The sequence below is a fragment of the Thermoplasma volcanium GSS1 genome, assembly GCF_000011185.1.
In the GTDB taxonomy this organism is placed as follows: Archaea; Thermoplasmatota; Thermoplasmata; order Thermoplasmatales; family Thermoplasmataceae; genus Thermoplasma; species Thermoplasma volcanium.
The window spans coordinates 504,344-526,769 of record NC_002689.2 but is presented as its reverse complement, the minus strand read 5'-3'; the positions used below and the strand labels follow the sequence as shown (position 1 = coordinate 526,769).

At 41.2% G+C, this 22,426-nt stretch carries 24 protein-coding genes and 2 tRNA genes; 11 read left to right on the top strand and 15 right to left on the bottom strand.

The features are described 5' to 3' along the window. Positions 1 to 38 precede the first annotated feature (38 nt). The 8 genes from TVG_RS02810 to TVG_RS02775 form a co-directional block, all read right to left on the bottom strand. Complete coding sequence (locus TVG_RS02810) at positions 39 to 938, bottom strand: polysaccharide deacetylase family protein (protein WP_010916794.1); 900 nt, start codon at positions 936 to 938, stop codon at positions 39 to 41. Between the two features lie 198 nt (positions 939 to 1,136). Next, positions 1,137 to 1,217: transfer RNA gene (locus TVG_RS02805), tRNA-Ser, on the bottom strand. Position 1,218: 1 nt separating this feature from the next. Further along, positions 1,219 to 1,812: a 50S ribosomal protein L15e gene (locus tag TVG_RS02800; protein WP_010916793.1), complete on the bottom strand. Its 594-nt coding sequence runs from the start codon at positions 1,810 to 1,812 to the stop codon at positions 1,219 to 1,221. Positions 1,813 to 1,882: 70 nt separating this feature from the next. Continuing rightward, positions 1,883 to 3,145, bottom strand: coding sequence for a replication factor C large subunit (locus TVG_RS02795; RefSeq protein ID WP_010916792.1), 1,263 nt, complete (start codon positions 3,143 to 3,145; stop codon positions 1,883 to 1,885). Next, complete coding sequence (gene metG, locus TVG_RS02790) at positions 3,145 to 3,468, bottom strand: methionine--tRNA ligase subunit beta (protein WP_010916791.1); 324 nt, start codon at positions 3,466 to 3,468, stop codon at positions 3,145 to 3,147. Before metG ends, TVG_RS02795 begins: the two co-directional genes overlap by 1 nt. A 43-nt stretch (positions 3,469 to 3,511) precedes the next feature. Further along, positions 3,512 to 4,375, bottom strand: coding sequence for a signal recognition particle-docking protein FtsY (gene ftsY / locus TVG_RS02785; RefSeq protein WP_010916790.1), 864 nt, complete (start codon positions 4,373 to 4,375; stop codon positions 3,512 to 3,514). 6 nt (positions 4,376 to 4,381) lie between these two features. Further along, positions 4,382 to 4,774, bottom strand: a complete 393-nt coding sequence (gene pfdA, locus TVG_RS02780) for a prefoldin subunit alpha (RefSeq protein WP_010916789.1) — start codon at positions 4,772 to 4,774, stop codon at positions 4,382 to 4,384. A gap of 4 nt (positions 4,775 to 4,778) precedes the next feature. Continuing rightward, complete coding sequence (locus TVG_RS02775; protein WP_010916788.1) at positions 4,779 to 6,005, bottom strand: phosphoglycerate kinase; 1,227 nt, start codon at positions 6,003 to 6,005, stop codon at positions 4,779 to 4,781. Between the two features lie 75 nt (positions 6,006 to 6,080). On the opposite strand from TVG_RS02775, the gene TVG_RS02770 reads away from it, so the two are divergent. Then, complete coding sequence (locus TVG_RS02770; protein WP_010916787.1) at positions 6,081 to 6,821, top strand: nucleotidyltransferase family protein; 741 nt, start codon at positions 6,081 to 6,083, stop codon at positions 6,819 to 6,821. On the opposite strand, the gene agl3 is transcribed toward TVG_RS02770, so the two are convergent. Further along, complete coding sequence (gene agl3 / locus TVG_RS02765; RefSeq protein ID WP_010916786.1) at positions 6,818 to 7,990, bottom strand: UDP-sulfoquinovose synthase; 1,173 nt, start codon at positions 7,988 to 7,990, stop codon at positions 6,818 to 6,820. The genes TVG_RS02770 and agl3 overlap by 4 nt on opposite strands. Before the next feature lie 77 nt (positions 7,991 to 8,067). Here agl3 and TVG_RS02760 point away from each other — a divergent pair, with 77 nt between their 5' ends. The 3 genes from TVG_RS02760 to TVG_RS02750 are packed head-to-tail and all read left to right on the top strand — an operon-like array spanning position 8,068 to position 10,271. After that, complete coding sequence (locus TVG_RS02760) at positions 8,068 to 8,907, top strand: ABC transporter ATP-binding protein (RefSeq protein ID WP_010916785.1); 840 nt, start codon at positions 8,068 to 8,070, stop codon at positions 8,905 to 8,907. Next, entirely contained in the window at positions 8,897 to 9,622 is a 726-nt protein-coding gene (locus TVG_RS02755; protein ID WP_010916784.1) for an ABC transporter permease, read from the top strand. Before TVG_RS02760 ends, TVG_RS02755 begins: the two co-directional genes overlap by 11 nt. 37 nt (positions 9,623 to 9,659) lie before the next feature. After that, positions 9,660 to 10,271, top strand: coding sequence for a MarC family protein (locus tag TVG_RS02750; protein WP_010916783.1), 612 nt, complete (start codon positions 9,660 to 9,662; stop codon positions 10,269 to 10,271). Between the two features lie 94 nt (positions 10,272 to 10,365). Here the strand turns inward: TVG_RS02750 and TVG_RS02745 are convergent, their stop codons facing one another. Then, positions 10,366 to 11,565 (bottom strand): MFS transporter, encoded by a 1,200-nt coding sequence (locus tag TVG_RS02745; RefSeq protein WP_010916782.1) that lies wholly within the window; start codon positions 11,563 to 11,565, stop codon positions 10,366 to 10,368. Between the two features lie 186 nt (positions 11,566 to 11,751). Between TVG_RS02745 and TVG_RS02740 the strand changes: the two genes are divergently transcribed. From TVG_RS02740 to TVG_RS02725, 4 genes are all read left to right on the top strand, one after another. Further along, positions 11,752 to 12,798, top strand: coding sequence for an ATP-NAD kinase family protein (locus TVG_RS02740; RefSeq protein ID WP_010916781.1), 1,047 nt, complete (start codon positions 11,752 to 11,754; stop codon positions 12,796 to 12,798). A gap of 74 nt (positions 12,799 to 12,872) precedes the next feature. Beyond that, on the top strand, positions 12,873 to 13,961 hold the full coding sequence (locus tag TVG_RS02735; RefSeq protein WP_010916780.1) for a glycosyltransferase: 1,089 nt from the start codon (positions 12,873 to 12,875) through the stop codon (positions 13,959 to 13,961). 104 nt (positions 13,962 to 14,065) lie between these two features. Further along, entirely contained in the window at positions 14,066 to 16,345 is a 2,280-nt protein-coding gene (gene purL, locus TVG_RS02730) for a phosphoribosylformylglycinamidine synthase subunit PurL (RefSeq protein WP_010916779.1), read from the top strand. Between the two features lie 9 nt (positions 16,346 to 16,354). After that, positions 16,355 to 16,606, top strand: a complete 252-nt coding sequence (locus TVG_RS02725) for a hypothetical protein (RefSeq protein WP_156769055.1) — start codon at positions 16,355 to 16,357, stop codon at positions 16,604 to 16,606. Between the two features lie 4 nt (positions 16,607 to 16,610). Here TVG_RS02725 and TVG_RS02720 read toward each other — a convergent pair whose 3' ends face one another. Continuing rightward, complete coding sequence (locus tag TVG_RS02720) at positions 16,611 to 17,273, bottom strand: winged helix-turn-helix domain-containing protein/riboflavin kinase (RefSeq protein WP_010916777.1); 663 nt, start codon at positions 17,271 to 17,273, stop codon at positions 16,611 to 16,613. Positions 17,274 to 17,843: 570 nt separating this feature from the next. On the opposite strand from TVG_RS02720, the gene TVG_RS08950 reads away from it, so the two are divergent. The 3 genes from TVG_RS08950 to TVG_RS08455 all read left to right on the top strand — a co-directional run bounded on the left by TVG_RS08950 (position 17,844) and on the right by TVG_RS08455 (position 18,618). Further along, positions 17,844 to 18,002, top strand: coding sequence for a helix-turn-helix domain-containing protein (locus TVG_RS08950; RefSeq protein ID WP_083755827.1), 159 nt, complete (start codon positions 17,844 to 17,846; stop codon positions 18,000 to 18,002). Positions 18,003 to 18,106: 104 nt separating this feature from the next. Then, positions 18,107 to 18,301 carry a hypothetical protein gene (locus tag TVG_RS02715; RefSeq protein WP_048053936.1) on the top strand — a complete coding sequence of 65 codons (195 nt, stop codon included), beginning with the start codon at positions 18,107 to 18,109 and terminating at the stop codon, positions 18,299 to 18,301. Between the two features lie 146 nt (positions 18,302 to 18,447). After that, positions 18,448 to 18,618, top strand: coding sequence for a hypothetical protein (locus tag TVG_RS08455; RefSeq protein ID WP_156769054.1), 171 nt, complete (start codon positions 18,448 to 18,450; stop codon positions 18,616 to 18,618). Between the two features lie 90 nt (positions 18,619 to 18,708). On the opposite strand, the gene TVG_RS02710 is transcribed toward TVG_RS08455, so the two are convergent. The 4 genes from TVG_RS02710 to TVG_RS02695 all read right to left on the bottom strand — a co-directional run bounded on the left by TVG_RS02710 (position 18,709) and on the right by TVG_RS02695 (position 22,370). Next, positions 18,709 to 18,795, bottom strand: a tRNA-Gly gene (locus TVG_RS02710). 84 nt (positions 18,796 to 18,879) lie between these two features. Continuing rightward, positions 18,880 to 20,481 (bottom strand): COG1361 S-layer family protein, encoded by a 1,602-nt coding sequence (locus tag TVG_RS02705; RefSeq protein ID WP_048053935.1) that lies wholly within the window; start codon positions 20,479 to 20,481, stop codon positions 18,880 to 18,882. Then, entirely contained in the window at positions 20,471 to 21,916 is a 1,446-nt protein-coding gene (locus TVG_RS02700) for an MFS transporter (RefSeq protein ID WP_010916775.1), read from the bottom strand. The genes TVG_RS02705 and TVG_RS02700 overlap by 11 nt, the downstream gene beginning before the upstream one ends. Beyond that, positions 21,903 to 22,370: a PadR family transcriptional regulator gene (locus TVG_RS02695; RefSeq protein ID WP_010916774.1), complete on the bottom strand. Its 468-nt coding sequence runs from the start codon at positions 22,368 to 22,370 to the stop codon at positions 21,903 to 21,905. The genes TVG_RS02700 and TVG_RS02695 overlap by 14 nt, the downstream gene beginning before the upstream one ends. Positions 22,371 to 22,426 lie beyond the last annotated feature (56 nt).

The following is a 22,426-nucleotide window of genomic DNA, read 5'->3' as shown; positions in this document are numbered from 1 at the left end:
GATATTACCAAAAAAATAAGGATGTTGTTATCTTCGAATTAAAGATCAACTTTTTCCCTGAATTCATGCGGAAATGGATATCTCTTCCTGAAATCTTCCGCGATGAAGGAATCTGAAACAAAGCTAGCTCCATTGTGCTCTAGGATGTATGATATGAATTTCTCGTGAAATATCTGCACCTCAGGGTTGCCGCTAGTATCTGGATGTATATTTACTGGAAATATCGCATACTCGTATTCCCTGTACACGTAATCAAAGGCAGCCTTCCAGTTCTCAAGTACTTCTGAGAGTGACATTGGTCTTTTTCCAGGCACATGCTTGTTAAAGTTGAAATATGTGCCATCGTTCAGGAACCAGTTGATCGGTATCTCAACAAAATCAATCTTTTCACCAAGATTCATTGGCTTCATCCATGTTTCTGGCAATTTGGAATAGTCCACTCTTGGCCAAGATCTACCTGTCGAAGCATAAAATGGATGAAAATCATCGTCCTCTAATCCTCTTGCATATTTGTATCCATGATTCATAAGAATACGCATAGTATTCACTGATTCCTCCCACTGCGATGGAAGGTGGCCATATGGGTTGTGGCCAGTTATGTCTTTAACAAGTTCTGCTGTTTTAGCAATAACCCGTTCCTCTTGATCATAGCTCATCGATGGCGCATATTCGTGCAGGTACCCATGCGTGCCAAGTTCATGACCATCAGCGTATATAGCCCGAACTTCATCAGGAAATGTTTCCATGACTATACCAGGCACATACCAGCTAGATTTTATACAGAATTTACGAAACATCCTCAAGAGCCTTGGGATGCCTATCCTCGCTGCCAGTATGCCCCTAGACATATCATGGAACGATTCGGAACCGCCGTATGCTACCCATCCGGCTATACTATTAGCGCTTACGCTATAAGACACGAATATTTCTCTATCCATATGGGCAGATTATTGCATCGCATTAATACATTGTCCACTTTATGGATTGAGATTAATATTTAAAAAAATATGATTTTATACACTATTTATACTCGCCAAAACCGCAGATTTTAGCGTATAAATACGAATCCTGCCAACTAAAAAAATCAGTCTGAAAAATTCTATGAACAAATAACATAAAACTTTAGGCAGCTAATGCGCCGCGGGGGAGATTCGAACTCCCGATCCACAAGGGAACCAGATCTCAAGTCTGGCGCCGTACCGCTGGGCCACCGCGGCTTTATCTTCTGAGACGGCCGTTTGCCCTTATAGAAGGCCTGCTCTTGCTAGACCCCTTCCTTCCAGTGCGAAGACCTCTGACTTTGTAGCCAGCAGAAGTAAGACCACGATAAACTCTACCGGTATTCTGAGGCTCAGATATCCACGATATGTGGGGATCGTTGTATATGTTTGGATGTGATTTATCAACTAGGATCACTTCATAGTATTTGTAAAGGCCGTCTTCTCCGACATAGTATGAGTTTAAAACTTCCAAGTTAGGGTACTTATCGGCTGCCCTCTCCTCAGCGATAAGCTTTAGGCTCTTTTTTCTAGTGAGTTTGTTATACGCAAGACGCCTTGGCCTGCGTCCACCCATGATCTTTTCTCTGTTGCTTCCGCCTCTCCTTACGCGCGACCTTACAACTATAAAGCCATCCTTGCTCTTATAACCAAGGGCCCTTGCCCGGTCGATCCTTGTTGGATGATCTAACCTAACAACGGAAGGGCCGTGCCTCCAACCAATCATCCTACTTTTCTCTACATCGTATATCTCTGACTTTTTAAGGCTCTTCCATTCTTCCCTTATTTCCTGGTAAAGATTTGTAAATGACATTAAATTCGCCTGACTTACCCATAATTATTACGCTGTTATATAAGTTTGCCTTCCATGCCATAGGGTTCAGCTAACTCTCAAGTACAGCCTCCTCTCCCTGCGTCAAGTTCAACCTTTCATAAACCGTGTCCCTGAATCCTGCGTTCACCTTAAACATAAGACGGTAGAACCAGACATAGTTGAGGGATTCAACTCCGCTCATGTGTAACAGTAGACCTATCTTCAAAGAAACTGCATTTAGAGCGTGCCTCCTTTCCTTGGATCTTGACATGCTGTTTATGTAGGAAGGGCTATGGAATTTCACGTATTCATGCTTCGGATTTTCTATATAGTAAGCTAATCCTCCAGCGATCTCCATAGGAAAGGTCATAAGATCGAAGTGCCTTTTTCTCTCTATAGCCCAAAGGATATGATCAGCGAAAGACAGCTGTTCATAGGCTGAATTAAGATCAGATATATCATCCGTCTTCGATGGAAGGTTCTCTTCGACCCAATTGATAAAATAATCGCTGTCCACATCGGAACCATATATAGACTTCAACGTGTCATCGTAGTTTTTCTTAAATGCCTTGTCCACGAGGTAATACACGCTCTCAACTGTATCTCTATCATTGTTCTGGCTTATGCTAGACTGCGATACTGCTGCTGCCTCCACATCATTTATTATACTCCTTATATCCGGTGCGTTCTTATCTATTATAGAATTTATAATATCATCTGGAAGCGAAAATCCCTCTTGATTGATTATCCATTTTATTCTATTCCTCACATTTTTCTTAAACTCGTTGTAATTTCTATCTAACCTTCTAGCATAAGGTTTGAACTCTATGGATTCGGAATTATTTATTACCTCAGATGAGTAATTCTTCTTCCTAAATTCGTAAAAATCGTTCATTGTTATTATTACTGGATTCCGCGTTTCTTTAACTATCTTCGATAATTCATATACTCCTCCTGTATCGCCACCTCGCTTTGGGTTGTTGCTCTCAAATATATTGTCCGCCTCATCGATAAGAATAACTTTGCTTGGCTTTCTGAAATCACTTGCGCCTAGGTCAGCGTAAAGCGAGGCCATCAAAGCGGTAGCTTTCATGCTCTCCCTGTTTCTTTGTTCAGATGCATTCATTTCAACAACAGGAAGACCGAAAGTGCCTGCAATTGCATATGCTGCAGAAGTCTTACCAGAGCCCTGAACACCATACAATATCAATGCCCTCTTTTTAGGGCTGCCTTCCTCCCACGCATCGATCCAAGATTGAATCTTCTGCCTTATTTCTTCACTTACAATAAGGTCTTCAATTCGTTTTGGCCTATACTTATCGGCCCATTCCATTAAGACACCTTTGACCCAGGTTTAACTTCTCCGTCTACAGTAAGGAGCTTGACGCCTTCTTCGTTATCTACTGCCAATAGCATACCCTGGCTTTCAAGCCCCATGAATTTAGCCGGTTTCAAATTGTTCAGAATTATTATTGTTTTTCCTATAAGATCTGATGGATTATAATAATCTGCTATGCTAGATATTATTTGTTTCTGTTGATCGCCAAGATCTACAACTATCCTCAACAGACTCCTAGACTTTTCGACCTTTTCGCATGAAACAACCTTCGCAGCTCTGATATCAAGCGTTCGAAAGTAATTGATATCAACTTCCATGTTTGGTGTAATTATAATATAACTTTAACCTTTGCCATTTTGATTAGGCTATACTATTTTCTGGCATCAGCTTTTCTATGTACCAATCTGCGTCAAACTGCATTATATCATCAAGGCCCTGGCCTACGCAGGCAAACAGAACCGGTTTTCTCAAGTCATGGTAAATCGAAAGTATGGAACCGCCCCTTGCGTCTGTATCTAGTTTCGTTACTATAACCGCATCGAAACCCACATTTTCATGAAACGTTCTTGCCTGGTTTATTGAATCTTGTCCTGCAACGGCATCCAGGACGAGAAGTGTAATATCTGGATTTGAAACCCTCTTTATCTTCTTCATTTCATCCATAAGGTTCTTGTTTGTATTCATTCTTCCGGCTGTATCGACAAGAACGTAGTCTATATTCCTTGCTTTGGCATGTTGAATAGCATCAAAGGCAACGGATGATGGGTCACTGCCCTTTTCATGTTTAATTACTTCAACACCGATCTCTTTGCCAATCATAGAAAGCTGCTCAATAGCACCTGCCCTAAAGGTATCGGAAGCGGATAATACAACGGACTTTCCCTTTGATTTTAAGTACTTTGCTACTTTCCCTATCGTTGTCGTCTTACCTGTGCCATTTATTCCAAGGAACATTATTACGAACGGTTTTTTATTCACATTTAATATGTCTGGCTTAGGTATCGCAAGGATCTCTTTTATGGAGGCGTAGAGTACATCGTTTAGTTCACCTGAAAAATCTCTGTCCTTTAGTTTGTTCCTTACTAAATTTCCAAGGTATTCTGCAGTTTCTACTGATACATCTGCCTCGATCAATTTTAATGGTATTTCCTCCGCAGCTTCATCAGGATCGATTTTCTTTCTTGAAAATATCTCTACAAGTTTTTTCTTAAATTTTTCGAACATCTTGCATCATTTTATATTTCTTGTAGCTTCCGTAGTATATACGGTATTGTATTGATCTACAAGGGTACGCCTTTGATCCATTAATTTCTGTATCGACTCTTTTAGGTTTTCTATGTTAGCCTTAAGCCTTTCTATAGTTTCCGATCTTTTTTCAGCTATATATACGCCAGAGCCGATTGGGACTATCAAATCGCTGTCCAGATCTAAATTCCCATTAGCAAATATCCCCGATCCAACAGATATAAGCCTCTCCTTACTCTGTCTCAGTTCATCACTGCTAAGTATTTGTATCGTGGTTTGCACTTCCAATACCATTTTATTAATTGCATCTATCTGTGCATCAACTGATGAAATTAGAGATTCTATGTAATTCAATTGAGCCTCAACATCTCTTGCCATTTATCTACACCTCAAACAAACGTTTGCTTTCCTTCAATGCTTCGAGTACTGGCATAGCTTCACCACTTAAATAGCTTATGAGTGCCCCTCCGCCTGTTGACGCATGATCTATCCTGTTTGTCAGACCAAGCTTGTCCAGTGCGCTAAGAGTATGCCCTCCACCTGCTATGCTAAAGGCCTCTGATTTTGCTACAGAAGAAAATATCTCCCTAGTACCAGATGAATACGCTTCGATCTCATATATACCCATTGGGCCATTCATAAATATTGCCTTAGCCTTATCAATTATTTCGGAGTATTCGACCACGGTATCGAGTCCAATGTCAGCAAGTATCTGATCGTCAGGAATCTTTCCGTTTGCGGAGACCCTTTCTCCTGAAGGACTTAAAATGAAATCCGACGGTACCAGTATCCTATCACCAAACTCGGAGAGCAGACCCTTACACTTAGCGATCAACTTCTCGTAATCTCCGTTATTTTTTATTATGAAGTCCCTGTTCTTCTTTCCAATGTCGATGCCTTTGGCCCAAAGGAATGCGTTCGCAACAACACCGCCGGTGAGTATTTTATCAACGAAGCCGGATTTCAGGAAATTCTCTGATACAGCGATAGAATCGTCGATCTTTGCGCCGCCTAGTATGGCTATTTTTGGAGATTCGTTTAGATGCCTGAACCTATCGATCATTGTAACCTCTTTCTCTATAAGCGCACCTGCTATGTTTGGCTTTATCCTCCTGAAACCTACAAGGGTGGTCTGTGCCCTATGTATTGCGGCAAACGCATCTATAATATAGTAATCGAAGAGAGTAGAGAGACCCTTAACTATGTTTGAATTTTCCATCGATTCTAAAGTCGTAAGGTCAACTTCTTCTGAATAGAACCTAGCGTTTTCTAGCATTACTATATCTCCCTCATTCATTGATTCAACAGTCTTGTTTACAAGTGATCCGAAGAGCTGATCTACAAACATTACTTTCTTGTTCAAAATACGCGACATGACCTGCGCGTGCTGCCTCAGCGACGTAAAATCATCCTTTCCAGGCCGGCTCTGATGGGCCACAATAACGACCTTTGAATCTCTTAGCTTCCTAATAGTCTCGACATGGGCCCTAAACCTATCTGTACCCATTATTTCTCCAGTTACTGGATTCACAGGTGAGTTTATATCAACCCTTAGATATATAGTCCTTCCTGCGAGATCGAAAGAATCCATGAGAAAGAAATCAGCCATGATCCTTAATATGGACTATTATTAAATTTATTTTTATGGCAGAAAAGTAATTTAATGAATTGATCTTACCAGTGCATGGAGTTGCAGGGTCTAATAACGGCGGCTGGTCTTGGGACTCGTTCAGGCGCCTCTCAGTTCTACCGGAAGGAGATGTTCTCAATATATGACGCAAGGGATGGGAAGGTAGTAATCAGACCAATCATAGATTGCGTGATATATAGAATGAAGATTAGCGGTATAGACGATATTATAGTGGTGCTAGATCCGAAAGATGAAGTGACGAAAAAATATATAGAGTTAAGCTATCCCGACGTTCAAATTGCCTATCAGACTGAGAAACGCGGTTACGGGGACGCTGTTCACTCGGCGCTCCAATTTATACACGGCCCGTTTCTCCTTAATGCTGGCGATGGCGTACTATTTGATGACAATACCGAAAAGAGGATAGTGGATTCGTACAAATCAGGGAATAGGCTTATCGCCTTCAAAGTAGATGACCCAAGGAGATACGGTGTAGTTGAGATGGATGAGAATGGAAATATAGCAGGCCTAGAAGAAAAACCAAATTTGCCTAAATCCAACCTAGCCTTGGCTGCAATATATATATTGGATAAATCCGTCTTAAACGAAATAGATACAGGAAAGGCAAACGTAGAGCTAACTGACGCAATCGATAGAACAATAAAAAAAGGCGTCAAAAGCGATGTAATCGAAATAGACAGAAGCGAGTGGATCAGTGTGGGATTGGCTGACAGATACGCAGACGTAGTAAGTGAAACACGCATAAAAGCTCTAAGAAAGATAGGGAAATTTTAGAGATTATACGCAGATTTCTTCCAATAAGTGCGGGGCATTATTACATTGCGCAAATTCATTAATCGTTCCTTAAACTTGTTGAGATCATCTATGGCATCATATATCTCTGATTTTATATCCTTAGTCCGCTTGTAACCAAGAGCCTTCAGTTTTTCGTGCTCTGGATTATAGTAGTGTTCTTCTTTTTCAACCCTCGGATTATCAACGTGTACTATTTCAGGTTCTTTTCCAAATTTCTCCTTATACAGATCTCGAACCATTTCTGCTAGTTGATTGACGGAATATTTCTCATCAAACTGGTTAAATACCCTATATTCACCGAACTCAGGCGGATTCTCCAATGCTAACGTAAGGCATTCGATGCTGTCGTTAAGGGAGAGAAATCCTCTCGTCTGCCCGCCCTTTCCGTATGGCGTTATAGGCTCGTTAATTATGGCTTCTGCCGTGAAGCGATTTAGGGCAGTCCCATATACCTCGTCTATATCAAAGCGGGTGTAAAGTCCAGTTTTCTCTATTTCCTCAGTCCTTGTGCCATACACGACACCCTGCATGACATCGGTGACCTTTGTCCCCCAAACTTTGTTTGCAAACATCAAATTGTTACTATCGTGCACCTTTGTCCAATGGTACCATGAACTTGCGTTTCTAGGAAATGGAAGAACATCTTTCCTACCGTGGTATTCGATTTCAAAGAAACCCTCCGGTATATCTATGTTCGGTGTCCCATATTCACCCATAGTCCCTAACTTTAGTATGTGGGCTTCTGGCGTAATATCCTTTACTGCATATATAAGATTCAACGTACTCACTATGTTCTTTACCATTGTTTCATTGGCTTCTTTCAACCCGATCATAGAGTAGGGGGCCGAGCGCTGTTCGGCGAGATGGACTATAGCATCAGGCCTCACCTCATTGATTACCCGATAGATAAACTTTGGATTTGTCGCGTCACCATAAAAGAATCCTATACCTTTCCCAAATTTCTTCTTAATTACCGAATTCCTAAAGGCAAATGAACTTATAGGCAATGCAGAGTCAGAACCGACCTTTTGAACACGTTTCCTTGTTATGAAATTATCTATGCCGTAAACGTCATGTCCTCTAGTAAGCAGCCTAAGGGCAAGGGGAAAACCTATGTAGCCATCTACCCCCATTATGAGTATCTTCATGATTATTGTATTGAAGAAGCAATAAAAAGCTTTTTATGTAGAGTTGCAGTGAACGTAAACCAAAGCTGTGATTTTTTATGATAGAGACCCGATCCTTAACCAAGGTCTACAAAAACGGAAACAACGCGCTAAAAGATATATCGTTGGACATAGGTTCTGGCATAACTTCTGTAATAGGCAGAAATGGTGCTGGAAAAACCACTATGATGCGAATATTCTCAACGCAGCTAAGACCTACAAGCGGTTCTGTAACGATTAACGGTTATGATGTAGTTAAGGAATCCAACAAAGTTAGAAAAATTATATGCAGCATACCGCAGGAAGCGTCACCAATAGGTGTATTAACACCGCTTGAGCAGGTAAAAATGTACTTAGTTGCAAGGGGGCTTTCTATTTCGTCTGCTGATAGAGAAGCCAGGATTGCACTCTCCTCAGTGGGCCTGGAAGAAAGCATGAAAGCGCCTGCAGACACACTTTCCGGCGGCATGAAGAGGAAGGTATTCGTTGCTATGGCTCTTTCAGCAAATGCAGATATAGTTTTTTTGGACGAGCCTACGACCGGACTCGACCCTATGTCTAGGCTTGAAGTTTGGTCCCTCATAAGGAACCTGAGATCAGACATAGTCCTTACAACACACTACATGGAAGAGGCTGCATCGCTGTCTAAGTACATAATAATGGTAGACCACGGGACTGTTATAAAAGAGGGAACGTTGAAAGAACTCCTATCAGAATTTGACGGCCTAATAAGAGTGGAATCTAGGCAGCCGTTGCCAGATAGTTCTCCAGTAGGCGGGATATACATAAAATATGTAAATGCTTCGGAGGCTAACGAGTATATAAGCATGGGGTGTGATGTAAAGAACATTACATTGGACGATGTTTTCATTAAGGAGAGGATATATCTTGAACCTTAGGTACATTTCACTGTTCGCTTGGTATTACGGTTTCAGAGCTGTGAAGCGCGGGCCATCCTACCTTATATCTGCAATGAGCACGCCTCTTGCCCTTTTATTCTTAATATTCATTATTTCACGGGGCAAACTATTAGACTACGCACTTGTTGGCGGCTTTATAGGCCTCGTGTCATCTGTCTCCCTATCGAGTGCTGGAGATGCCGCTTTTCTTAGACTACAACTAAGAATACAGGACCTATTTGTAGCAACATCTATCTCTCCAACGGACTACATGTTCGGGCTTACGTTAAGTTATTTTGTTTTTTCTATTCCTGGGCTTGTAGTCTACGTGATACTTGGCATAATATTCCATGTTTTCACATTCATAGGCGTGCTTGTACTTGTAGCAGTCCTGATTCTTTTAACTATATCGACCAGCTCAATTTCATTTATAGTATCTGGTCTTATCTCACACGTTAGGAACGTGTGGGGGATTGCGGGGATACTATCCGTTGTTATGACCGTACTACCACCTACATTTTATCCTTACTACATAATACCCAAGGCTTTTCTCTATGCATTGTCTGTATCACCAGCCGCATCAGCAGCAGTAATCGTCCAGGGCGCATTCGGGCTGTCACCTATACTTATGCAAATGTTATACATATTTATCTTAGAAACTATAATATATGCATTTCTCGGGCGCGTAATGATAAAGTGGCATTCGGAAGAATAGATAAGAAAACTATTTTATAGGATTTAGATACACCGAAGTGAATGATATAGTTGAATTCCTCAAGGTGTTCATCCCTCTCTTCATTGTTATAGACCCGTTTGGCAGCTTAGTGCTGTTTACATCAATGACTTACAATTTTAACGAAGGAGAAAAAATGCGTGCTACAAAAGATGCAGTTGTATATGGTGGGATAATACTCGTCATGTTCGCTCTTGCGGGCCAGTTTATAATATATTTCTTTGGTATATCCATAGAAGCGTTAGAGATGGCCGGTGGGGTCATCTTACTGCTGATGGCCGTAGAGATGATCATGGAAGGAAACCGTCCCAAGACTTCAGGATCAGAAGTTACCACGGATCTCGATATCGGTATAGTTCCGTTTGCTACGCCTCTTCTTGCAGGCCCCGGGGCCATTTCTCTTGTTATAATACTAATGAAGGGCCCATTAATAGATAAGATATTCACTTTCGTATCAATAGGAATAATATTTCTCATGGTATACATATTCTTCAAGGAGGCTTCAATAGTCTCTAAATTCATAGGAAACAAAGCGATGAAGGCCGTTTCAAGGATATTCGGATTGCTGCTGGCTGGATTTGCAATACAGTATTTCATAGATGCAGTAACTGCCCTGTTCCTAGTGCACTAGATTTACATAACATCACAGCAGTATAAATCTAGGATTGCCACCGTCCTTAGAAAATAACAAGTATTTTCGCTATTATACTGGAAATACAGAATAATCAGTATTTTTTCAGCAAACGATAGTACACGTATCCGCCAACGGCCTGTATTATGCCACCTATCTCGACAGGAAGAGGCGGGTAGTAATCCATCAGAAACCCAGCTATTCCTGACGTAGACTGTGCGATCCTTGAAGGTGCACCCTGTATGCTAGAAGCTGTCCCGAGGTCCTCTTCTCTAACACCCTGAATATTGACAACGTTTCGGATTGGGGTACCAAATCCTGCAACAATAGTCCTCACTATGTATATCGCAGATGCAAGATAAAAGAGTGGGGAGAGTGCCATAGCTATAAGGAGCAGGCCCTGTGCGATCCTTGTAGCGGAGCCTAAGTAAACTGCACTTTTTCTCTCGATCTTAATATGGCCAGCAACGTAAGATCCCAATGCCGTAGTAATATAAGAAATAGTAAAAATTAAGCCGATCCTCGATGGAGATGCACCATACCTTATTTCGAACCATGCTGTAATAAGGGCCATGGAGAAGCCTATCGCGCTTCCGTTTATTATATTGGTAGTTATCACACGTGCTGAAAATTTCAGCGTTTCTCTTCTAAGGAATTTCGTTGTTTTGTTCTGTTTCCCATCATATTTTATTAATGAAAGTGAAAGAAATGAAACTAATATTAACAGGAAAGATAACTTGTAGAGGAGTTCGAATGCACCGGCGTTTCCAAAGTACTTTGATACGTAGGCGTGAGAATAAAGCATAAGGCTGCCGCCTATTGACGAGATTGAGGCAACAAAGGTTATGTACGCCATTTTAGAGATCCTCTCGCTCTGGTCTTTCCAGATCCTGGCTATGTACGGTGTTATGCCCACGGAAAATGAGCCACGCATTCCACCTGATGCTCCCACACTTCCTGAAACTATAGTTGCTATTACGATTAGATCGACGCTTTTTGAAAAGGCAAGGAACGTCGTTGCCACGAGGGCGGGAAGCTCACCAAGCATAAGTGAATACTTGTATCCTATTCTGTCTCCAAGCATACCTATGCCTAAGGAGAATGAAACGTTTACTAAGGCTGTGCCTACATAAATGATCCCGATGTTTACTATTGAAACGTGAAGGATAAGCAGATAAAGTGGTAGAGATAGCGCTACAAATATTATTCCGATGCTCCTTGCAGATCTGGAAGTTAAAATGAGCCTAAACGAACGGGCGTATCCAGCATCATCACTCGTATTCCCCGTGTCCATTGATTTTTAGAGTATGGATACCGGTTATAAAAGGTTTATAATGCAAAAAATCTACATATAAAGTTTCTGGAGGAGAATTGTAGGAGATGTCAAATAGGCAGAAAATACAAAACGTAAAAATTTGTTATAATGAACTAAATGCGTTGAATTTAATAAGATAATATAGTATGTATAGGATTATAGTTTATGAATATTGCTTTCGTTATAAATCCAGTGGCTGGGCTTGGCGCTACGTTGAACCTGAAGGGGTCTGATGGCCTAGCCTTAGAGGATGTTTCTAAATCTATCTCCATCGTTAGGTCGCACAGGTTTCTTAAGAAGCTCGACTTTAATGGGCTACATTTTTTTGTGCCATCGGGTTGTATGGGTGAGTCAGAAGTAAGTATATATACCAAGGAATATGATGTCATATACACGCCTTCTTCGCCTACTACCAGGCAAGATACAATAAATTTTGTCAAATCTATAGAAAGCGCCGATTTGCTGGTATTTGTTGGGGGAGATGGAACTGCGAGGGACATACTTAACTCACGTAACGACTTACCTGTTATTGGCGTTCCAGCTGGTGTAAAGATGTATAGCTCTGTATTTGCCATATCTCCGGAGCGTGCGGCAGATGCTGTCAATCAGGTTGCAAAGGGCAACTACAGGATAGATAAAGCAGAAGTTGTTGATATAGATGAGGAGCTATACAGAAAGGGCATACTCAGTGTAAAGAGGTATGGTCAACTTAAAGTACCGGAAGCCCAATATATAGTTGAAAACTCAAAGGCAGAGTATGACATTGCTGGAGCTGAGGACATAGCAGAGTATGTGATCGAGCATATGGCAGATGAGACTTATATCATAGGGCCAGGGAATACGTGCAAAACAATCGAAGAGGAGATGGGAATTAAGAGCAACGTACTTGGCTTCGATATTTTAAGGAACAAAAAACTGATTAAAGAAGATGCGTCAGAAAGCGAGATTTATGAAGCATGTTCGGACAAATGCATGCTAGTAATATCACCTGTGGGTGGACAGAACTTTCTCTTAGGGAGAGGTAACAAGCAGATATCAGACAGAATCCTAGAAAGAGTCGGTGAGGAAAATTTAATCGTTGTTTCTTCACCTTCCAAGGCAGAGCACCTGAAGTATGTTTATATCGATACACAGATACCTCTATGGTCGAACGGATATGTAAAAGTGCTTGTAGGTTATGGCAGGTACAAGCTCGTAAAGGTCATAAGATGAAGAGGCAATTTAACTTCACGATCAGCTGTACTTTCATGAAGTCAGAGTCGATGCAGAGGGAGGCGTGGTAATAAGTGAAAATCGCGTACTTTTCCGACACCTATTATCCTACGCCAGATGGTGTTTCAACCTACCTTAAAGACGTCAAAAGGGGGCTAGAGAAAAGAGGGCATGAGGTGTACATCTTTTCGCTTACGGGAGATCCGCATGAAAAAAACGTCTTCATACCACGTACTGTGCCCTTTCCTCCATATGATCAGTATAGAATGCCTCTCATCCCATTTCCATTCAGGGAGTTCAAAACTGCAGTTGATATTATGCCGGATGTGATCCACCTTCATAACGCCTTCTACATGAGTTCTGTGGGTTATCTGGTGGCTAGAAGACTTGGAAAGAAGCCTATATCCACATTCCACACGGATATAGATAAAATGAGGGAAAGCATAAGGCTGCCATTCTCCGACTTAATCTTCGACTTAGGGAAGAGGTACAGTATTTATCTCTACAGAAAATGCAAATTCGTTCTTGCTCCGAGCTGCCAAGTCAAGGCTTATTTAGAAAGGTGCGGCCTTAAAAATATAGTTACTGTACCTTTATTCGTAGATACGGATGAGCTTTCACCAGCTAAAGCTTCAAATAAGCAGGACATAATATTATATCTTGGCAGGCTTACAAAGGACAAGGGGGTCTATAGAGTCCTAGAGCTAGCTAATGAAATGAAAGGGACTGGATATAAATTCATCATCGCAGGCGTAGGACCGGAGCTTGAAAGGATGAAGGCTTACGTAAAAGAAAATGATATTAGTAACGTAAATATTTTAGGCTACGTTAAAGAAGATGAGAAAAAGCAGCTTATGGAAGTATCTAAGTTCTTTATCTATCCGTCTTCTGCAGATACTTTTGGCATATCAGTTTTCGAAGCGCTTTCAATGGGTTTGCCAGCCATTGTTTCAAAGGAGTTTCCTGTAAAGGAAGACACGAACGCAATAGTATACGAAGATTTCTCGAACATCAAACACATAGCAAATAAACTATTGAACATTGATCAAGCAACATATTCCGAAATGTCAACTTCCGCTAGAACGCTCGCCATAAGCAAGTATAGCATAGACAGGCATATAGATCAGCTTCTTAGCTTGTATATGAGCTTAGTTGATCATTGAAATTGCCAAATATATTACATTTTGAATAAATCATTCATATTTCAATGCATGTATGATGGGTTCTTACTGCTAAACGTTTTAAACCGATGTAATATGCCTTTGCAATGATATATCGACACATCAAGATTAGGGACATGAATGACGATGACTTAATCAACATGAGCAAGAGGCACGGCCTCTCGCTATCACTCGATGAGATGAAAGCTGTGAGAGATTATTTTATTAAGGAAGGCCGTGATCCAATAGATGCAGAAATACACGCGATAGCGCAGTCATGGAGCGAACATTGCTCATACAAGTCATCAAAATTTTATCTGAAAAAGTACCTCACAAACTTGAAAACAGATTACACAATATTGGCTATGGAAGATGATGCAGGTGTTGTTGAGTTCGATAAGGACTACGCCTACGTTTTGAAGATGGAAAGCCATAACCACCCGAGTGCTGTTGAACCTTATGGGGGAGCTGCAACGGGTATAGGCGGGATAGTAAGGGACGTTGTATGTATGGGAGCACAACCTATCGCGCTGGTAGATTCTCTATTTATGGGCGATGTGGCTTCACAAAAATACGACGCACTGCTTTCGCCAAGATATATATTTCAGGGAGTTGTTGGAGGCATAAGAGATTACGGGAACAGGATTGGTGTACCTAATGTGGCCGGATCGGTCTACTTTGACCAGTCATATAACTCAAACCCGTTGGTAAATGCCGGTTGTATTGGCATAGTAAGGAAGGACAGGATAGTAAGATCGAAGTCCTATAAAGCAGGGGACAAACTCCTTCTTGTAGGAGGAAAGACAGGTAGGGATGGAATACACGGAGTTAACTTCGCCTCAGCTACCTTAACGAGGATTTCAAAGAGCAGCAGAAACGCAATACAGCTTGGCAACCCTATCGTAGAGCACCCTATGATGAGGGCTGTGCTTGAAGCTAACGAACTGGGTATAATCAAAGCTATGAAGGATCTGGGAGGCGGCGGCCTTTCTAGTGCTGCCACTGAGATGGTATTCGCTGGTGGATTTGGAGCAGAGATATCCCTAGACGACATAAAACTTAAAGACACCGACATGTCCGGATGGGAGATATGGATAAGCGAGAGCCAGGAGAGGATGCTCGTAGAGGTGCTGCCTGAAGACGTTGAAAAGATGAAGGAAATAGCAGAAAAATGGTCACTTGATTTTTCGATCCTCGGGACAGTAGTTGAAGGAAAGAAAATAACTGTTAGATATAAAAATAAGAAGATAATAGACATGGACATAGAATTTCTCGACAAAGCACCAGTATACCAGAGACCGTTCGAAAGAAAAAATATAGAGAAAAAAGTATCTATACCAAGTGAACCTGAAGATCTCAACGATTTCGCCTTAAACTTTGTTTCCAGGCTGAACAACAGTGCAAGGTTCAACGTTGTTAGGCAGTATGATCATACAGTACGTGGTTCCACCATCGTTGGCCCATTTTCAGGAAGGCCTAACTTAGAGACTCATTCTGATGCCACCGTAATTAAGCCTCTAGAGGATTCAATGCGAGGACTTCTAATAACCTCTGGTTCTAGGCCAAACTTTGTATCTATAGATCCATATAATGGTACGCTAGAAACTCTGTCTGAAGCTGTTAGAAATATAGTGTCGACAGGTGGAAAGCCAAACTCAGTCGTTGATGCACTAAACTTTGGGAATCCGGAGAGGCAAGATATAATGGGCCAATTTGTTGAATCCGTCAGGGCGATAGGAGATTTTTGCCGAAAATTCTCGTTGCCTGTAGTGGCTGGCAACGTTAGTTTTTACAACGAATTCAGAAATAAAGATATAATGCCAACACCAACTATAATGATGGTTGGTATCATCGACGACGTGACCAAGGCAAGAACAACCTACTTTAAGAAAAATAAGAGCCAGATATACCTTGTTGGAACACCATGCGACAACCTTTCTGGAAGTGAATACGCCAGAATGAACAACATATTTGATGGCTTCCTGCCAGCTCCTAACCTCTCCGAGCTTCAGCTTGAAATAGAAAAGATCGGAAAATTCTCGCCCTACATACTTTCGGCACACGACGTATCAGATGGAGGCTTATTCATGGCCCTTGCCGAGATGTCATTTGGAAGTGGAATAGGCTTCAACATCGATCTTGGAAACGTATCGGCTTCGCGATCTTCAGTGAAGCTCTTCTCGGAGTGCGGAAACCAAATAGTGCTTGAGATTGATCCGATACATGAAGAAGAATTCACTGCGGAATTTAAAGATTTAAAGATAGTGCGAATAGGAGAAACTGGAGGAGACCGAATAATTATCGACGAATACGGAATGAATTTGGTGGATCTGCCTGTTCAAGATCTCAGGGAAAGATGGGAACATGGGCTGGACGCATACATATGAGGTGGTAATTTGAACGAATTGATCAACCTGCAAGAGTATATAGAGAATAAAAATGTGACAGTAAAGCTTGAGTACAGGTTAAACTACGATGCCGAGAAAATATGTGGATACATCGCGGTCTATGAAGGAGATCCTAGTGATAAAGAAGACCCATTTGAAATTTATAAAGAGATCCTAGACTGCAATTTGAAAGAAAACGATGTCAGGAAAATGTTTGAACGTTTAATCAAGGAAATAGACGACGGTTCAATTGAAGTTTAAGGCTTTAGGCAGTCACTTCGATTGTTACCTCATCACCGTCCTTGAGATTGAGTTCGTTTCTTAGATACTTGTCAGATATAATTTCAACAACATCAGTATATACCGTTCTTTCTGGCATTATTAAAAAAGAAGGCACACCGTTTGTCTTACACCTGAAGGCCTTCACCGATCCAAAAGTCCTATCCTCAGTCCTGAAACCCTCTATGTGTATGCCGGTGAAGCCCCTTAGCTTACGTAGCTCTGGGATGCTTGATGGATCAACTTTTATGTTTAGAGTACCGAGGTATGGTATTATACCAAGTTTTTCCTGGAATTGGATTATGTATTGCTTTCTGGAGATGTAATATTTGCCTTCACCCATGCCTGGTACTACTATGCCGGTCATTACTATATTGCTCTTTATAGATAGTATCCGAGAAAGCTCAGCAAATTCAGTATAAAGCAGGTCTAAGCCTTTTTCTGTTATAGTAAGAAGTTGGCCACGCTTTGAGACTGTTCGAGTAATATACCCCAGTTTTTCAAGGTCTATTATTATGCGGGAAGCTGATTGCTGGCTTAACCCAAGCATATTGGCTAGTTTTGAAGATGTAAGATAGGCTTTGTTTGAAGAGTCGGACGCTTCCTTTATCTTCTTAATCGCTCTGTAATATTGGTCTGAAGTATCCATCCCTACGGTATCACCTTCTACTATTTTTCAATCATTGTTAACTCTACTATATCGGTTATAATAAAAATTCCTGTACAGACTTTGAATATTTTGTATTTTCATTAATTTTATTAGATATACATAAATCCAATTTAAGAACTAAGGAGAAATCGACGGCTGAATCTTCATGATCGAAGTAGAGACAGATTCAAGGTGCCAGTAAAATGGATCAAGAATATCATTGAATCACATTCTGCAAGTATTAAAATCAGAGACGTTCAAAGACGCAAAAAAGGTATAAAGGATCGCCCCGAATTCTTCATTCCTAGTAGTAAAGCCAAGAAACCCTATTTAGAAGTCGAATAGAATAGAAGCGACAGCATCACAATCGTGGATGGCAGCCATATCACTGCAATAGTAAATGCACACGAATGTGCTGTCTGCAAAACCATAATTGACTGGTATTTATTCCTAACAGGAGCTTATTAAAAAGATTATAGCGATATTATAATGAAGCTGCTAGTTCCTAATGAAGCTACAGTGAAAGGCTTTATGGACAGGCTTACCAAAAATAGTGTCTAGTTTCAACAGCTGAGGAAAAGAACGTTTTCTGAGAGAAGCGAAATTACAAGTCGCCAGGAATATGTGGTCAAAATAGCCCTAACGCTTGGATTTTTCAGCTATCCTAAGAAAATAAACCTTGAAGACCTCTCCAAAAGACTGAACGCTTCCCATGTCACATTTGCCTAAATGCTGAAGCGAGCTCAAAAAACATAACCTCTTCTTACTTCAAGAAAAGAGAAGGGTAATCTTACTGCAACTACTACGCATTAGAAGTTATTTTAGGTGATTAAATGAAAAGCCAAAGCGATATAGAATACTATTGCCAGACCCATAACAAGTACTTTAAAGAAGAAAGAAGGCTTCAGGTTCACTCAGCAAAGACGCATAATCCAGAAAATACAGTAGTAAAAATGGAAATGAAGATGGCGATTTTGATGTTGTCTCCCTATTATCTGAAATCAAAATCTGTGGCTTCTTTAACCTAATATTTTCGATGTTTAGAAAGAAATACAAAGATGACCATTTTAAATTGAGCGATGATGAATTAGCCATTATTGACGGCGCTTTTGCTGATGTCTTAGGCGCATAGCCTAGATTCATATTAAAGAAGATTTCCAAATTCTTGCCAATTGTGCATGTTATAGTTCCTGTGGTCCTGAAGCGTGTTACCTATGTAGTTGAAGACGGCGATAAGCCTAAAGAAAACAGAGCCCAAGAGGTGCAGACAAGCAAGGCGCAAATAAACGAAGTGCTATTTGAAAGCAATTGCTTGGCTAACCTAAAAAAGAGTAGGAGCTTTTGATGATTGCGTAGAAAAGGGCTTATAATGGCTGGCGAGAAGAAAATTAATTTTGAAAATTGCCATTAAAGTTGTTTTCTCTCAATTCGAGTATGCGGAAGCCGGGATTTGAACCCGGGTTAGGAGCTTTTTCCCTAAAAGTTGGGAAGCTCCTGTGATGCCAGACTACACTACTTCCGCACAAATGCTTTTGCGGTAATCATATTTGCGATTTAAAATATTTCGGTTTCGAGTTGGAAAGTATGCGTCAGAAGGGTAGATCCTTTATCTACCCTTATTTCCCTTCCTGGACTTTACCCCTGCATATACTGCTATGCCAACCACTACTACAACTATAACGGCTAGTACCGCTACAGTGACGTAGTTGAAAGTGAAAAAGTCTGATAGCTGCTGCTCAACTGTGGGAGATATTCTGACGCTAGTGTCGTAGACTTTGAAAAATAAGTAGTTCGTGTTATTATAATGCCAAGATGCGTACAACTGAATAGGATACTGACCGGAATGGGCGGCGCTAGACGTATCGACAACGAATACAACAAGAAAACTCTGCCCTGGGACAAGCCTTGCTATAGTTATATTGTTGGCTGTCAAGGCAAGCAGTGGATTCGATGACGGTGTATGTATTGTTAATATAGCGGGATACAATAGATGCACGTTTATATCGTACATTGTGCGGTTCCCTTCATTAGTGATGTTAAAGTAAAGAGATGACTTGTCAACTCCTGGCTGCAAAGTTGTCTGGGAGTACGATACGAAAAGCTCTCCTACTCTATGCACATATATAAGTATAGGGAAAACTCCGCTGCCAATATGGATATCTATCTCTTGGGTTCCATACATCGATCCGGAATTGATTAAAAATGTGAAATTGAATTGACCCGATGGCAGGTACGAAACGTTGTATCCATGCGACAGGACAGTGAAGTCGGATGATGTAATAAAGATAGAAGTATTTTTAGCATAAGTATTCCCACTGTTCTGAATACCTATTTTAAGTGAGATGAATTTTTCATTTGTGTATACGATCGGCGGGTCAAAGAAATAATAAGTGAGAGACAGTTCCGAATAACCGTCTAACTGCAGATTAAACGATACGTTGTGATATGCACCAAGATATCTCAAGCTTAAATTCTGAACAAATACGCCGTTTGTAGCGTTATTCTTTACTGAAACGATAAATGTGACTGGCACTGCTTCCCCAGGAGGAATCACAGCCAGTGTGGTATTTTGAGTGTAACCGTAAATTGGACCTTGCGGAACATAAGATATGGAAACGTTCTGAGTGTACACGTTCCCATTATTTTCCAGCATCACGGTAAGAGGCACGAACCTCATCCCGGATCTGCCTGCCATGGGATTACTTTGAGTACCGAAAAAGGAATTTAACACCAAGATACTCGACTTCCCTAGAATAGGGACAGAAAACGATACATTCTCAAAAACCGGAATGCTAGAGTACAATCCGGAAACGTACAATGCTTCCCTGTAAAGACCGTCGGATGCGTTTGGGTTAACGTTTACCATTTGAACCAATGTAACCGGCTTCCCTGCTGGCAAATAACTAAAATTGTACTCCGTTGGCCCAGGGTTGTACCCGTAGGTATTGACGTAACTCAAAATACCTTGATTGTACTTCGTCACATTTATAAATGCAGTAACACTCGAAAGGTTGGCTAGTGGGACGAATGTAACGACCAATGGTACAAAAGTCATCCCTGGAGCTACAACCTCTGATGAATTAACAGTGTACCACGATACTCCAGATACCTCTACAATAGGGGTACTCCCATATGAAACTGGCATAACACTGCTTGATGCAAGTAAAACGGCAGCTAGCAATATTATCGAAATATACTTATAACGCATCGCTTACACCTCCAACTACAACGTTTTTCATAAACATAGAAAGAACTAGAGCTACTACAACAAATATCATACCAACCATGTATATGCTATCGTATGCCGCTGAAGAAGGAAAAGAAGAAAATATTGGGATAAAGCCTAGGCCCGCAAAATTTCCAGGAACTACGCCGACGAGGGAATATGTTACGTACATTGTTTCGAAAACACCACCAATTGCAGGTGCCAACGAGGTTCCAATGTTCCTGAATACAACGTTCATACCGGTACTTTCTCCGGCCTTCTCCCTAGGAACAGACACTAGCAATATATTGATTATGCCCACGAATATGAATGATATTCCCATGCCCATAATAGATGCGTCTTCAAGGATCGCTACTATCGATGATCTGTTATAATAAAGGCCAAAGTAGCTGAAGAACAGTATTATAAGACCTACAATTATGGCAGTTTTTGGGCCTCTGTTCGTTGTCAGTTTAGCTGCCAAGGGTGCGAAAACCATGTTCAGCACAGCGGCTGGAAGCAGTATAAGTCCAGACTCAACTATAGTTACGCCGAATCCAGCTGGTTCTGGGTCTTGCAGCAACGGCGGTACGGAATAGAATAGGAAAAACATACCAGCCATGGCAAATAAGCCTGCTATATTGGCAAGAAGAACGTTCCTCGTTTTAAGCAGCGACAGGTTTATGAATGGTTCAGGTGATCTTTGCTCCAGGTAAACAAAAGCAAAAACTAGAATCAATGAAAGGGCAAATAGAGAAATAATTGATGCCGAAGACCATCCCCAGTATTCGCCCTCTGATAGGCCTAAAATAAGCGAGACAAGGGCTATCGCCAGCATCGAGACACCTATGAAATCCACTGTGCTTTTTCTTCTTGATGATTCATCGTGAAGATAAATAGCGGCTACTGCAAGAAGAATAAGTGCGACCGGTATAGAGGAATGATAGGACCACTGCCAGCCATAATTCTGTGTTATCCAGGCCCCAAGCACCAGCCCTATTGCTGCCCCTCCAGAGAAAGTTGAGCTGACTATGCCTTGAGCTAGTGCGAGCCTGTTTTTCGGCACCTGATCATTTATGAGGGCAAAAGAAACAGGAAACATGCCCATACCAAGACCCTGAACTGTCCGTATAATTATAAGCTCTTCAAGCGTCTTTGCGAAGCCACCAAAAGAAACTGCTATTGAATAAACACCGGCTAGAACTATAAATATACGCTTCTTTCCGTACATATCTGCAAGCCTTCCAAATATCGCAGAAGATATTGTTCCAGAGATGATGTATGCCGTTATTACCCAAGAGAGCTTATCGTAGTTCGTATCAAAGAACGTAACTAAGATTGGCAGTGCAGGTGTTATCATTGTTTCTACGTACGTGACAAGCAGGCCTGCGAAGGCCGCTATAGCTATTGTCCTGGTAGAATGTTTAACTTGATCCATCTTGTGCCATCTCTCCAAATTTTGCTACTAGGCTGCCTATCTCATCTTTTTTTCCGTCCTTGTAAAGCCTGAAAACCACTTCAACCATCCTTATGAATGTGGGCATTAGCAGACCAATGGCTGTTCTTAAGGCCTCAGCATCTTCGTCACTAGATAATAGGTTCAGATAGAACAGGGCATTACCCATACTTTTCTCCATGATCTTTTCCTTCAATTCCCTACCAATGTTCTGGATGTTCGTAACGTAGTTCTGGCCCTTTTCTGTTGCGTAGTAAAGCTTCTTGTTCCCTTCCATTCTGTATTTTATAAACCCACCATCTAAAAGTTTCTTTATTACTGGAAATACCGTACCATGGGATACCGTTGAATAAAGATCAACCCTTTTTGAGATCTCGTAAAGCGTCATTTCCCTTCCTGAAAGAAGGATCAGTATCCTAGTGGCGTAGGTATCCATATGTCGATTTCGACATATGATCATACTATTTAAACATAACAGTTCACCTATTATTA